The sequence below is a fragment of the Roseivivax sp. GX 12232 genome (genome assembly GCF_021272185.1).
Taxonomy (GTDB): domain Bacteria; phylum Pseudomonadota; class Alphaproteobacteria; order Rhodobacterales; family Rhodobacteraceae; genus Roseivivax.
Window position 1 is genome coordinate 87772 of record NZ_JAJSEC010000004.1, and the last position, 13453, is coordinate 101224.

At 68.6% G+C, this 13453-nt stretch carries 8 protein-coding genes; 4 read left to right on the forward strand and 4 right to left on the reverse strand.

Annotation, left to right across the window (positions count from 1 at the left end; translation table 11 throughout):
• The first annotated feature begins 194 nt into the window (after nt 1–194).
• A complete protein-coding gene (locus LR948_RS08820) occupies nt 195–449 on the forward strand; it encodes a hypothetical protein (protein ID WP_232753638.1) in 255 nt (84 codons plus the stop codon).
• A 130-nt stretch (nt 450–579) separates the two neighbouring features.
• Here the strand turns inward: LR948_RS08820 and LR948_RS08825 are convergent, their stop codons facing one another.
• From LR948_RS08825 to LR948_RS08840, 4 genes are all read right to left on the reverse strand, one after another.
• Nucleotides 580–990: a hypothetical protein gene (locus tag LR948_RS08825; RefSeq protein WP_232753639.1), complete on the reverse strand. Its 411-nt coding sequence runs from the start codon at nt 988–990 to the stop codon at nt 580–582.
• 427 nt (nt 991–1417) lie between these two features.
• Nucleotides 1418–6127 (reverse strand): alginate lyase family protein, encoded by a 4710-nt coding sequence (locus LR948_RS08830; protein ID WP_232753640.1) that lies wholly within the window; start codon nt 6125–6127, stop codon nt 1418–1420.
• Nucleotides 6124–8211, reverse strand: coding sequence for a glycosyltransferase (locus LR948_RS08835; protein ID WP_232753641.1), 2088 nt, complete (start codon nt 8209–8211; stop codon nt 6124–6126). The genes LR948_RS08830 and LR948_RS08835 overlap by 4 nt, the downstream gene beginning before the upstream one ends.
• Nucleotides 8212–8770: 559 nt before the next feature.
• On the reverse strand, nt 8771–9709 hold the full coding sequence (locus tag LR948_RS08840) for an ABC transporter ATP-binding protein (RefSeq protein ID WP_232753642.1): 939 nt from the start codon (nt 9707–9709) through the stop codon (nt 8771–8773).
• Nucleotides 9710–9783: 74 nt separating this feature from the next.
• Here LR948_RS08840 and LR948_RS08845 point away from each other — a divergent pair, with 74 nt between their 5' ends.
• The 3 genes from LR948_RS08845 (at nt 9784) to polA (ending at nt 13440) form a co-directional block, all read left to right on the forward strand.
• The gene (locus LR948_RS08845) at nt 9784–9969 is read left to right on the forward strand and encodes a zinc-finger domain-containing protein (RefSeq protein WP_232753643.1); all 186 of its coding nucleotides are present in this window, start codon (nt 9784–9786) and stop codon (nt 9967–9969) included.
• Nucleotides 9966–10565, forward strand: coding sequence for a Pr6Pr family membrane protein (locus LR948_RS08850; protein WP_232753644.1), 600 nt, complete (start codon nt 9966–9968; stop codon nt 10563–10565). Before LR948_RS08845 ends, LR948_RS08850 begins: the two co-directional genes overlap by 4 nt.
• A gap of 73 nt (nt 10566–10638) precedes the next feature.
• Complete coding sequence (gene polA / locus LR948_RS08855; RefSeq protein ID WP_232753645.1) at nt 10639–13440, forward strand: DNA polymerase I; 2802 nt, start codon at nt 10639–10641, stop codon at nt 13438–13440.
• Nucleotides 13441–13453 lie beyond the last annotated feature (13 nt).

A 13453-nucleotide genomic window follows, 5' to 3' on the forward strand; every position in this document is an offset into this window, starting at 1 on the left:
ACCCCCATCACCTTCCAATTATGGCGGTCATATGGGGAAAACCGTTGAAATTTGGGCAAAAATTGGGCAAATTAATCTTTGTTAACGGGACGCTGCACGGCTCGGGACAGAGACTGCCACCTGAAATCCGAACAGCGCACGTTGGAACGCCCGGTGCTCAATACGTTCATTCGGCGCCTCGGGGAGGGTGATGTATGCGTAGTAAGCTAAGCGTTGTTGCAGCTTTGGCCGCCATGTCGACAAGGATCGGCCTGCCGGACTCGGCCTTGGCCCAGGAAGCCATCGAATTGCGGGACAGATGCGAGACCTATCTCGAAATCGACGATCGCGGAATTCTCTTGAACGAGCTTGAAAACCTTCTGGAGCTCGATCCCGACGATCCCTGCATTCCCTTCCTGGTCGATCTTTTGGGTGGGAGCCCGCTGGCCCAGGCCACCTCGCCTTATTGACCTCGGGCGCGCGGAACGCGCTGCGGTTCCATGTCCGGCGATATTTACGCCGGACATCTTCACGTCTTCTCAATCTTTGAGCGGTAGTCCTGATGCCAGTCGCGCGTGGCTCTGCAGTGCTGCGCGGGGCTTACGCGGTCCGGCAGGGCCGGAGGTATTGCGCGGCATAGGAATAATCCATGCGCTTCAGGCGGGAGGAAAGGCCGCCCTGCTGGGAAATCCACTGACGCACCCAGGCGGGGTAGCGTTTCACGAGGTAGTCCGTGCCCCATTTGTTCATGTCGCTGCGGGCGCCGAAGGCACGGTGAAAATGAAAGGAGGCGCCGGGGGCGATGCAGGTCTGAGAGGGGCTCAGCGACAGGAACAGCGTACAGGCCGAGGCGCAGGGGCCGTTGAAGGCGACAAGCGTCTGCTGGTTGCGCGCCCGGGCGACCCGTTGGGCGTATTCGACGACGCTGCCGCCGTTGTCGCGGCCGATCAGCAGCACCTGCCCGTTCGAGCCGGTGTTGGCAGTGGTCGTGGTGGCCGTCAGGCAAGTCAATGCAATTGCCGCAGCAATACCTTTTAGGGATAGCATGCTCGTACCTCGTTCCCGGCGACTCTGACGTTCGCCTTCCGCTTTCTTCAGCTGCCGCGACCGACCTCGGGGAGGACCCCTCTGGGCGATGGCGACACCTGTTGGGTGACGAACATGATGCGTCAGGGGACGAAATCAATACGGCATTCACGGGACCGGAGCGGGGCAAACCCGGGGCGGCGGAGCCCGCCAAACGCGGGTCACGAAGGGTCTCACCGGGATTTCAGGGGGTTACAGAGGGCGATCAACATGTCGTGGTTGTGAGGCCAGATATAACCACATGGAGCGATAGAATCGCCATCCTGACGACGGGAGGCAGAATTCCGCAACATGTTGTCTGATTGCCACGCTTTTCGCTGTGCAGCGCTCGCCGACGATAGCGGAGACCCGCTCAGCCCGCCGGCGCGGCAGGCACCGTCGAATCGACCGATACCCAACGGCAGGGCAGCTTGAACAGGGCCTCGAGCTCGCCTTCGGTGGGCATGCGCCGCCGCCTTGGGTCGAACATCGCATCAGAGCGCCCGGCGGCAGGGCAGAGCACCTCGAGCCCCTGGGCGGTGATCTCCGGGATGCCCTCGATCGGGATGCGCGCGAGGTAGGGATCGCAGAGCACCACGGTCTTGGCCCTGGCCTCCTGGAAGGCGCTGATCTGCTCGATCCGGCCCGCGTCGAGCAGCTCGCTGATCTGCGGGCGGAAGGTCAGGTCGGTGTCGTTCTCGTAGTCGGGCCAATGGAAAATGCCGATCCGCCCGGCGCGGCGGCTCTCGGCCTCCACATGCGCCGCGATCCAGTCGACCCCCACCGCCTTGTTGGAGAAATCCGCGATGAAGAGGCACCTGAGCCGCGCCGGGCGATTGTCGCGCGGCAGGATCGGCCGGGGCGCCGGATAGGCGCGGCTGTCCTCGGCCTGCCAGGGCAGGGTCAGCTCCTCCGAGGGCAGCGCGGTTTGCCAGCGGCGATAGGTGCGGAAGTAATCCTTCCGCAGCCCGTGGAAGACCGTCTTCACATGCGTGACGCTTTGCTGGGTCAGCGAGTCCGGCCGCACCATGCTGAGGGCCAGCGGCAGGTCCCGGTCGGTCTCGGCCACGGCCCGCGCGCCGTAGCGCGTCTTGAACCGCCAGATGAACTCGTTGTCGCCGCCGGCGCGCACGTTGTCCCAAGGGCCGATCTCGGAAAGGACGGCCTTGGGGATCAGGAACGACGATTGGTTCAGGCTGATCAGCATCTCCTCCGGGCGCCAGTAGCCGACCGCGAAGAGGTCGTCGTAGACACGCAGCCAGCGCGAGATGACGCCGACCGCCCCTTCCGCCTCGCGCAGGCGTTTGAGCTGCCATTCGATCTTCTGGGGATGCGACCAGTCGTCGGCGTCATGGACGGTGACATAGTCGCCGCTGGCCTGCGCCATGCCGGCGTTCCGGGCCAGATAGGCGCCGCCGTTGGCGGGCATTTGGATCAGCGAGACCCGCGGGTCCTCGGCGGCGATGCGGGTCACGATCTCGCAGCTCTCGTCACTGCTGCAATCGTCGACCACGATGATTTCGAGGTTGCTCCAGGTCTGCTCGCGCATGCTGCGGATGGCGTTGCCGATCGTGGCCGCGCCGTTGAACATCGGCATGACGACCGAGACCTTGGCCTGTTGTAGCTGGCTCTCCGGCGGGCCGTCGAGGATCGCGCCGCGGATGTTGCTCAGGCTCAGCGGTTGCTCCGCGTCGCGCTTCTCGATGCCGACCGCGCCTTTGGTCAGGAAGACACGGTTGATCCAGGCGAGCCGCTCCGCCTCGCCCTCGGCGGGCGCATCGGGCCCCGGGCCGCCGTAGGTATTGGCGATCTGGAACAAGAGGTTGGGATCGTCGGGATTGCGGGCCAGCATCTGCAGCGCCAGCTCCCGCGCCGCCTCGGGCTGGCCAAGCTGGATGAGGCAGTTCGCCTCGGCCAGTACCAGCCCCCGCGAGCCCATCTTGCCCAGGGCGCGCGCCTCGCGGATGAACTCGAGCGAGGTCTTGTAATCGCCAAGATAGCTGGTCCAGCGGCCGAGGCCCCAGGCCGCCAGCGCGCGCTGGCTGGCGGGCGCCTTCGGCGCGCGGAGCGCCAGTTCCAGCGCGTCCCGGGCCGGGCCGGAATAGCCGCGCCAGAGACGCCGCTCGAGCACCGCGGGCGCGGGCTTGGCCAGCGGCCCCTCGACAAGGGCGTTGCGCGCGGCGCGCTCGGCCTCGGCGATCACCTTGGTGAGCGCGCTCGGCGCCTCCTGCGCGCCGCGTGCATGCAGGCTCGCCGAAAGCATCCAGAAGGGCATGATCCCGTCGTGCGGATGGAAGATGGGCTTGCGCGCGAAGCCCAGCGCCCGCTCGCTCCAGGCCTCGGGGGTGAACCGCGCCTGGGCCGCGTAGATCAGCGGCAGGATCCGGTCCTTGTCGAAGGCCGAGAGCTGCTTGTGCCCCCATTTCGGCTTCAGGTGTTCCGCCAGCAGCCAGCCGAAGGCATGCGCCAGCCCGCGCCCGTCCCGCGAGGTGAACTCCCACAGCCGGTCGCCGCATTGCTTGGCCAGCGTCGCCAGATGCGTCCAGCACTGCAGGTTGAAATAGCAGTAGTGCCGGGTCTGGGTGCGCTGCAGCTCGTGCTTCTGGACGCCGTTGCCGTCGAACTGCCCGGCGATCCGTTCGCGGCTCCTGCGGAAGGTCTCGCAGAGCCTGGGGATGTCGCCGAGATAGGCCGCGATGGCGCCGACCTGCAGGTCGTAACAGGTGCCGTGGTTGTTGCGCGCCCGCGCCTCCTGCAACCCTTGCGGGCTTTCGAGCAGCCAGGTGAGATATTCCTCCAGCCAGAGGGTCAGCGCGGCCTTGTCCGCCTCCGGCCAGGCGCCGGCGCGTTCGAGCAGGCGGACGGCGTCGAGCAGGAAGTAGAGGTCCTTCATCTCGATCAGCCCGCTCGCCGAGTGCGCCTCGCGCTGGGCCGCCGGGTTGACCTGGGCGAACTCCAGGTGCGGGGCCATGCGGGTCTCGGGGTCGATGAACCAGCACCTGAGCAGCCGCGCCGCGTGGTCGAGATAGGCGGTCTTGCCGCTCACCGTTCCGGCCAGCGCCAGCACGGTGGTGTCGTCGAAGAGCCGCTGCAGCCGCGTCCGGTCGTATTGGTCGCTGAGGGGCTCGTAGAGCACGGTGCCCGGCGCGCGCAGCCCGTCGCGGTAGGTGCCCGAGCGTCCGTCGGGGGCGTTGGGGTCGGGCCACCAATAGGGCGCGGGGTGGTAATAGTCGTGCTTGTCGCCGCTGGGCGGCGTCAGCGTCTTGTCCGTGACCGAATAGGGCCCGCGCTGCAGCGCCAGCTCGGCCTCCTGCAAGAGCCGGTCGCGGATCAGCCCTTTCGAGGAGTCCTGCGGGGCCGCGCGCAGCGCAAGCAGCGTGTCCTCGTCGTAAGCCGTCAGCCGCGCCGGATCGAAACCGCGCGCCAGCGCCTTGCGGTCCAGCTCGTCGAGGATCGTGACGATGGCCTCGGCCCGGGCGGCCCCGCGCCCAACCAGCGCCTCGGTCGACTGTTCGTCCAGATGCGCGCTGCCCGAGGAGAGCCGCGCCACCCAGCCCGCCTGGCCGAAGTCGCCGGCCTCCCTGGCGCGCGCCGGGCGCGGCAGGTCCCAGACGTCGTCCTGCCAGCTGTCCCAGGCACCGCGCACGCCCAGCCGCCAGAGCAGCTCGACCTTGGGGCGGCGCCCGTAGTGATAGCTTTCCTCGAACTCCTCCGAGGCGTCGCGGCGGAACAGGATCTGGGGCTCCTCGCCGGTCTCGGGGCGGTGGCCGCGCTTCAGCAGGTCGGCGTTGTCCAGCGTCCGCGCCATCGGCACGACGTGGTATTTCATGTAGGGCGCCTGCCCGACGTCGCGCAGGATCTGCGACCAGGCCGCCCGCGAGAGATAGCAGTTGCCGTCCCAGGGCAGCACCCATTTCGCCCGCGTCCGGCCATCGCGCAGCGCCGCGTTGCGCGCGCCGTTGTTGTTCATCAGGTATCGGTTCTTGTGCCGCCGCGCATGGGCCTCGGCGCGCATCTGGTCGGCTTTCTGCATGTCATCGTAGCTGCCGTTCAGGAAGAAGGTCAGCTGCGGGAAACTGTCGAGATCCCAGTCGACCTGGGCGTAGTTCTCGAGGTCGAAGGGGATGTGCAGATAGGGCTGCTTGTGCTTCTCCAGAAGCGCGAGGATCGCCGCCTCCTGCTCGGGGGCGGCGATCCGGTTGACCACCCAGCGCTTCTCGCAGCGGGTCAGCCGGGGTTCGTGCTCGAGGATGAACTCCAGGTTGGCCAGCGTCTGCCCGGCCTCGTGCCGGGGCGGCAGATCGTTGCCGAGGATCCGGTAGAGGACGAAGGTGTCCGCCTCCTGGTCGAGCCCGGTGTCGAGGTATTCCGCCTTCAGCGCCGCGATGTCGGCCACCGCTGGCTCCGCGATGACCTCGGTCGGGCGGCGGGGATTGAACCGCGTGCCGGGATCGAGGTTGGCGCCCCGGAACAGGTCGTAATCCGTGAGCCGCGACCGCAGGAGGCCGGGCTTGCTGAAATCGAGCATGTAGGGCGGCGCCCACTTCGCCCAGATGGTGCGGAAGCGCGCGGTCAGGCGGTCGCCCGAGGGGGCCTCGAAATAGACGCTGCGCGGGAAGAACTCGACGATGCCCTCGGGGTCGAGGCGCGCCATCTGGTCGGCGTCGTCGGTCAGGAAAAGCGGCAGGATCGGCTTGGCCCCGCGCTGCATCCGGTCGATCTGCTTCAGCGCGGCGCAAAGCCCGGCGGCGTCGAGCCCGAAAAGCGCCACGGCGACCAGCGGCGGGGTGCCGCCCTGACCGGGGGCCCGCGGCGCGACCGGCCGGGCCTGCAGTGCTTTCGCGGGCGGGCTCTCGAGGCACCAGCCGGCCTCCTCGGCCCAGCTCGGATCGGGCAGCGCGGCGGCCTCGATGCGCGGGGTCCTCTCGGTCCGCCAGGCGACAGTCATCGCGCGCGGCTCGCCCGGCGCTGCCGCCGCAACGGGGCCCGCGGCCCGCGTGGCCCCCTGGGCGGCACAGGGCACGCCCGCGTCCATCTGGTCCTCGTCCTCACGCGGCGGTTCTGGGGCGTCGATCTTGTTCATGACATACGGACCACGCTTTGAATTGCCTCGGCCGCGTCCCCGGCGCCGTTGCCCTGGTACAGATCAAGACACTGGTGACGCACGAAATTCTGCGCCGCCTTCTGCAGAAGTGCTTCGCAGACGGCGGGCAGGTGAAAAAGCTCCTCCTCCGGCAGGTCGAAGCCGGCGTTGTGGTCCTGGGCGAACTCCGCCCGCACGCCCTGGGCATCGAGCGCGGGGTGGCGGTTGGCGACGAAGATCGTCGGCAACCCGCTGGCGATGATCTCGTGGAAGGTGTTGTAGCCCGCCGCCGAGATCGAGAAGTCGAAGGCGTTGAAGTAGTGGCTCAGCGGGTATCCCTGCAGGTGCCGCGCGGTCTGCCCGGCCGAGAGGGCCAGCGCGCCGCTCTGCGCATCGGCCAGCACCACCTGCAGATCCGGGAAGCGCTTGAGGTGGTCGAGGATGTCCGCGGTCAGCCCCAGGACATCGCGGTTGCCGCTGGCCCCGAGCTGAACCAGCGCCAGGGCCTTGTCGCCTGGCAGCCCCAGCGCCTGCCGCGCGGCCTGGCGGGGCAGGAAGTCCGTCTGGTCGAGCAGTGTGACCGGCGCGACCTGCCGGGTCTCGTGGCGGCGTGTCGCCGTCGGCCCGTCGTCCCAGGCGCCGGCCACCTCGCCGGGCTCGATGATCAGGTCCATGAAGCGCGCGTTGTCGAGATCGCGCGAGGGCGATTGCAGCATCCCGCGCCGCACCCAGACAAGCCGGCAGTTCCCGCGCGAGAGGACCGCTTTCACCAGGCCCGGGCTCGGGTTGTTGCCGTCATAGACCACGGCGTCCGGCGCGTAGCGGTCGATCAACCGCGCCAGCTCGACCCGCAGCCAGGCGTCCCAGGCCGCCCGGTCCGACCGGATCTTAGCCTGCGCCGGCAGGTATTCGGCGAGGTATCCGAAGGAGGTGATGATCGGCACCGAGGGCGCCAGGGTCGCGAAGATCGGCTCGGCGGCCGTGTCGAGGCGCCACGCGATGGCCAGCGAGCGGGTCACATGCCCGAGCCCCGCCCCGTCCGCCGGCACGAAGAGGATGCGCTTGCCGGGCCGCTTCCGCGGCCGCACCCGCCGCCGGGGGCCGCTCTCCAGAAGGGCTAGGACCCGCGCGCGGTGCGCCTCCTCCGAGAAGGAATAGCGGCTGTGCGTCAGCGCCTCTTCGCGGGCCCGGGCCAGGGCGGTCTCGTCCTCGGCCAACTCGCGGACCCTCTGCCGGGCGCTCGCGGCGCTGGCATAGACCGGGCCCGGGCCGAAGTGGCGTTCGAGATGCTCGGGCAGGACCACGACCTTGCCCGAGGCCATGGCCGTCGCGATGGCGCTTTCGGGCAGCACCGGCACCTGGATGCCCGGGAAATACATGAAGACATCGAGCATCTCGATGAAGCGCGCGACGGTGATGTCCGCGGCGTCGAAGCCGGTCAGCCCGGCCCGCGACCGGATCCCCTGCCAGACCTTGGCCGAAGGCTTGCCGAGCACGCGGAAATCCGTGCCATTGCCGATCGGATAGGTCGCCAGGATCTTCTGCGGGCTCGCCGGCCATTGCGCCGCGCCGGGCACGCTCACCCGCCCGAAGACCAGGGGCCCCGGCCGCCGCGTCCCCGGCTGCCGGACCGGCCGCGCCACCGGCCGCCAGTCCTCGGCCAGCATCGGCACCGGCAGATGCATCGCCGCCAGCGAGGCCCGCACCCAGCGGTTCGTCGGCGCCCAGTGCATCTCGCCCAGCTGGAAGCTGAACCACTTGCCGGCGTTCTCGATGGTCGATTTCTGGTCGTGCACCAGCACCACCTTGTCCGCCCGCACCGAGGTCAGATCGGCCACCGGCCAGCTCATCGTCGAGGGCGAATAGCCAACCGCAAGCTTGGCGCGGATGTCCTGGTCCGCCCTGAGCGGCTGGGCCAGCCCCTCGCGGAAGCAGGCCTGCAGGTCGGGCGAGACGAAGCGCTTCGCCGGGTCGGGCTCCACGTGGACGACGCCGACACGGCACCCCATGTCGCAATAGGTTCGGATTTCGTTGGACAGCCGCAGCCCCGCGTCGCCCTGCCGCGCCAGGTCGGCAAGCAGCACGATATCCGGGGAACCAACCCTCACTGACCTAGCCGTAGTGAGACATGTCGCATGTCACTACCTCACTGATGAGGGTATATTCAGAATTTGCGATGCGGCAGTCAAGTCTCTGATTAGGCCGGAGTTTCCCTGGTGTTTTTGTGCCGCGGTTCCGGGTTCGGCCTGGGGTTGAGCGGAGGAGGTTTTTGTTTAGCGGAGCGGGCGGCGGGGCCGCCCGCGCTTGGTGTCTCGTCCGGGGCCTTTCGGCCCCGGCCTCGGATGTGCCTCCGGCGGGAGGTATTTTTGGCCCGGTCAAGCCTGGGTGGTGGCGCGCCGGGGGTGAGGGGGCGGCGCGGATGGCGGGCCGGAGTATTTTTTAGCGGTTTGGTTTTTTTGAGCGGGGTTTGGCGCGTCCTGCGCGGGTGGGCCTTGCGGCGCGCGCGGTCGGGTGGGCGCGCGGTTGCGTGGGCGCACGTTGGTATTGGCCGCGGTCGGAGCCTAGGTCCCGACGGGCGGCGGCGCCCCGTTTGACGGGGGCGCGCCGGGGTTTTTTTGAGGTTTTGGACGGCTTCCCGGCCGCTTAGTCGTGGGCGCCCTTGGTGAGGGCGAGGAAGACGTCCTCGAGGTCGGGCTGTTCGGTGCGCACGTCGGAGATCCGGATGCCGGCGGCGCGGACGGCGTCGAGGACGTCCTCGGCGTGCATCTCGCGGGCGTGGTAGGTCAGCGCCAAGATGCCGCCTTCGCGGGTCTCGACCTCGCAGCCTTCGAGCTCGGGCAGGCTCGCGGGCGTCTCCTCGGGTTCGATCACCATGGTGCGGGCGTCGAGCTCGCCCAGGAGGTTGCGGGTGGTGTCGCGGGCGACCAGCGCGCCCTGGTTGATGATGGCGATCTCGTCGCACATCTCCTCGGCCTCCTCGAGGTAATGGGTGGTGAGGATGATCGTCATCCCCTCCTCGCGGTTCAGCCTGCGGACGTTCTCCCAGAGCATCTGGCGCAGCTCGATGTCGACGCCGGCGGTGGGCTCGTCGAGCACCAGGATATGCGGGCGGTGCACCAGCGCCTTGCCGAGCAGCAGCCGCCGCCGCATGCCGCCCGAGAGCGTGCGGGCATAGGCCTCGGCCTTGTCGGCGAGCCCCACCATCGAGAGGATCTCGTCGGAGCGGCGCTGGCCCTTGGGCACGCCGTAAAGCCCGGCCTGCACCTCAAGCGCGCCGCGCGGGGTGAAGAAGGGGTCGAGGTTCAGCTCCTGCGGCATCACCCCGATCGAGGCGCGCGACTGCCGCGGGTTCTTGTCCTGGTCGAAGCCCCAGATCTCGACCGTGCCGGCGGTTTTCACCACCAGCCCGGCGAGGATGTTGATCAGCGTCGACTTGCCCGCGCCGTTCGGCCCGAGCAGCCCGAAGACCGAGCCTTCGGGGATGTCGAGATCGACGCCCTTCAGCGCCTCCTTGGCGGGCGCGCCGCCCTGTCCGCCATAGGTCTTCTTCAGTCCCGCGATGCGGATCGCCTTGCCTGCCATGCCTGTCTTGCTCCTCGGTTCGTCATCCGACATAAGGCACCTAGTGCAAAGGCAAAGTGATGGGAACTCGCGCCATGGCTCCGGACGCCCCCGAGACCAAGATCGTCGACCGCTATCGCGTCGCCTGTGACGGCGGCGAAGGCGCGCTGGGCCATCCGCGCGTCTGGCTGCAGATCCCCGAGGACCGCGGCTGGGTCGAATGCGGCTATTGCGACGCGCGCTTCATCCACCGCGACTTCGAAGGCAAGGCCGGGGCGTGAGCCCCGCCCGGGCGAGCGCGGCGCTTCTGGCGCTGGCGGCGCTCGGCACCGTGCTGGCGCGGATCTGGCTGAGCGTGAGTGAGGGCGAGAGCCTCGGCGCAGCGCTCTGGTCGCTCTTCCGCTACTTCACCCTCTGGACCAATACCGCCGTCGGTCTTTACGCCGCCTGGGTGGCGATGGGCGGGCGCGGATCGGCGCGCCTGGCGGGCGGGCTGCTGCTGTCGATCCTGGCGGTGGGACTGGTCTATCACCTGCTGCTGGCGCATCTCAGCGACCTCTCGGGTCTCGAGGCGCGGATCGACGACATGCTGCACACCGTCGTGCCGCTGGGCTACCTGGCCTATTGGACCGGGGCCGCGCCCAAGGCGGGGCTGGGCCTGCGCGACCTGGGGCTCTGGCTCGGCTACCCGCTGGTCTATTGCCTCTACGCGATCCTCCGGGCGCAGCTCGACGGGGTCTATCCCTATCCCTTCCTCGACGTCTCCGAGGCCGGGCCGGGCGGCGTTGCGCTGAACGTCCTGGGCCTTCTGCTGGCCTTCGGAGCGCTGGCGCTGGGGATCCAAGCGCTGGCCCGCAGGATGGCGCGCGGCGCCTGAGCGCGGCTTTCCATGTGCCGCGCCTCGGGATATGCCGGGGGCGACAGACGATTTGACCCAAGGAGCGCGCGACATGAGCTTCGGCAAAGGCTCTCACCTGCATCTCATCGACGGCTCCGCCTTCATCTTCCGGGCCTTCCACGCGCTGCCGCCGCTGACGCGCAAGTCCGACGGGCTGCCGGTGGGCGCCGTGCAGGGCTTCTGCGACATGCTGCGGCGCTATATCGCCAAGGACCACGGGGCGGGGGCGCCGACCCATATCGCGGTGATCTTTGACAAGGGCAGCCACACCTTCCGCAACGATCTGTACGACCAGTACAAGGCCAACCGCGACGAGATGCCCGAGGACCTGCGCCCGCAGATTCCGCTGACCCGGCGCGCGACGGAAGCCTTCAACATCGCCTGCAAGGAGATCGAGGGATACGAGGCCGACGACATCATCGCCACGCTCTCGGTGCAGGCGCGCGAGAAGGGCGGCCAGGTGACCATCGTCAGCTCCGACAAGGACCTGATGCAGCTCGTCGGCGGCGGGGTCGAGATGTTCGACGCCATGAAGAACCGCGCCATCGACGCCGAGGGGGTGATGGAGAAATTCGGCGTCGCGCCCGAGCGGGTGGTCGACGTGCAGGCCCTGGCCGGCGACAGCGTCGACAACGTGCCGGGCGCGCCGGGCATCGGGATCAAGACCGCGGCGCTTTTGATCAACGAGTTCGGCACGCTGGAAGAGCTTCTCGACCGCGCCGAGGAGATCAAGCAGCCGAAGCGCCGCCAGACCCTGATCGAGAAGCGCGAGCAGATCGAACTGTCGAAGAAGCTGGTGCAGCTCGACCGCGAGACGCCGCTCGACTTCGCGCTCGAGGATCTCGAGCTGCGCGACCCGGACCCTGAGACGCTCCTGGGGTTCCTGGCCGAGATGGAGTTCCGCAGCCTGTCGCGCCGGGTGGCCGAGACCCTGGGCGCCGAGGCGCCGGTCATCCCCGAAAGCGCCCCCGAGGCCGCCGCGGGCGAGGCCGAGGCGCCGGAACAGCCGGATTTCGCCGAGGCCGACTACAGCACGATCCGCGACGCCGAGACCCTGCGAGGCTGGATCGACGCGGCGCGGGAACGCGGCTGGATCGCGCTGGATACCGAGACCACGGGGCTCGACGAGATGCGCGCCGAGCTGGTGGGGCTGTCCTTCGCCGTCGAGGCGGGCCGCGCGGCCTATCTGCCGCTTCTGCACCGCGATGCCGCCGAAGGCGACCTGTTCAACTCCGACGCGCTGCTCGAGGGGCAGATGGATCGGACCGAGGCGCTGGATCTCCTGAAGCCGCTGCTCGAGGATCCGGCGGTCCTGAAGGTCGGGCAGAACCTGAAATACGACATGAAGATCCTCGCCCGCGTCGGCATCGAGGTGGCGCCGATCGAGGACACGATGCTGCTGTCCTACGCGATGAACGGCGGGCTGCACGGGCACGGGATGGACCAGCTCTCCGAGCGCTATCTCGGGCACCAGCCGATCCCCATCAAGGAGGTGATCGGCACCGGCAAGAGTCAGATCACCTTCGACCGGGTGCCGATCGAGGCGGCGACGAAATACGCCGCGGAGGACGCCGACATCACCCTGCGGCTCTGGCAGGTCTTCAAGCCGCAGCTGCACCGCAAGAAGGTGACCCGCGTCTACGAGACCATGGAGCGGCCGCTGGTGCCGGTCCTGGCCGAGATGGAGCGCGCCGGCATCGCGGTCGACCGGGACGTGCTGTCGCGCATGTCCGGCGCCTTCGCGCAGAAGATGGCCGCGCTGGAGGAAGAGATCCACGAGCTGGCGGGGGAACGCTTCAACGTCGGCTCGCCGAAGCAGCTGGGCGAGATCCTCTTTGACAAGATGGGGCTCGAGGGCGGCAAGAAGGGCAAGACCGGGGCTTATGCCACCGGCGCCGACGTGCTCGAGGACCTGGCGACCGAACACGACCTGCCGGCGCGGGTCCTGGACTGGCGGCAGCTCTCCAAGCTGAAGTCGACCTATACCGACGCCCTGCAGGAGCACATCAACCCCGAGACCGGGCGGGTGCATACCTCCTACGTGATCTCGGGGGCGAACACCGGGCGTCTGGCCTCGACCGATCCGAACCTGCAGAACATCCCCGTGCGCACCGAAGAGGGCCGCCGCATCCGCGAGGCCTTCGTTGCCGACACGGGCAAGGTGCTGGTCTCGCTCGACTACAGCCAGATCGAGCTGCGCATCCTGGCGCATATCGCCGGCATCGACGCGCTGAAGGAGGCCTTCCGCGAAGGCCAGGACATTCACGCCGCCACCGCCTCGGAGATGTTCGGCGTGCCGATGGAGGAGATGACCCCTGAGGTGCGGCGCCAGGCCAAGGCGATCAACTTCGGGGTGATCTACGGCATCTCGGGCTTCGGGCTGGCGCGCAACCTGCGCATCCCGCGCGCCGAGGCGCAGGGCTTCATCGACCGCTACTTCGAGCGCTTCCCGGGCATCAAGGACTACATGTCCGAGACCACCGCCTTCGCGAAGGAACACAAGCGCGTCGAGACGCTCTTCGGCCGGGTGATCCACACGCCCGAGATCTCCGCCTCGGGGCCGCGCGCGGGCTTTGCCCGCCGGGCGGCGATCAACGCGCCGATCCAGGGCACGGCGGCGGACATCATCCGCCGCGCCATGGTGCGGATGCCGTCGGAAATCGCCGCGCTGCCTGCCAAGATGCTTCTGCAGGTGCACGACGAACTGCTCTTCGAGGTCGAGGAAGGCGCGGTCGACGATCTGATCGCCGCGGCCCGCGGGGTTATGGAGAATGCCGCCGACCCGGTGGTGAAGCTCGATGTGCCGCTGGTGGTGGACGCCGGGCAGGGGCCGAACTGGGCCGAGGCGCACTGAGGGCGCGCCCCTC

What these genes read in the sequence shown, in the direction of transcription:
- LR948_RS08820 (WP_232753638.1), top strand. Translation starts at nt 195, where the DNA reads ATGCGTAGTAAGCTAAGCGTTGTTGCAGCTTTGGCCGCCATGTCGACA.
- LR948_RS08830 (WP_232753640.1), bottom strand. Translation starts at nt 6,127, where the DNA reads ATGAACAAGATCGACGCCCCAGAACCGCCGCGTGAGGACGAGGACCAG.
- LR948_RS08840 (WP_232753642.1), bottom strand. Translation starts at nt 9,709, where the DNA reads ATGGCAGGCAAGGCGATCCGCATCGCGGGACTGAAGAAGACCTATGGC.
- LR948_RS08845 (WP_232753643.1), top strand. Translation starts at nt 9,784, where the DNA reads ATGGCTCCGGACGCCCCCGAGACCAAGATCGTCGACCGCTATCGCGTC.
- polA (WP_232753645.1), top strand. Translation starts at nt 10,639, where the DNA reads ATGAGCTTCGGCAAAGGCTCTCACCTGCATCTCATCGACGGCTCCGCC.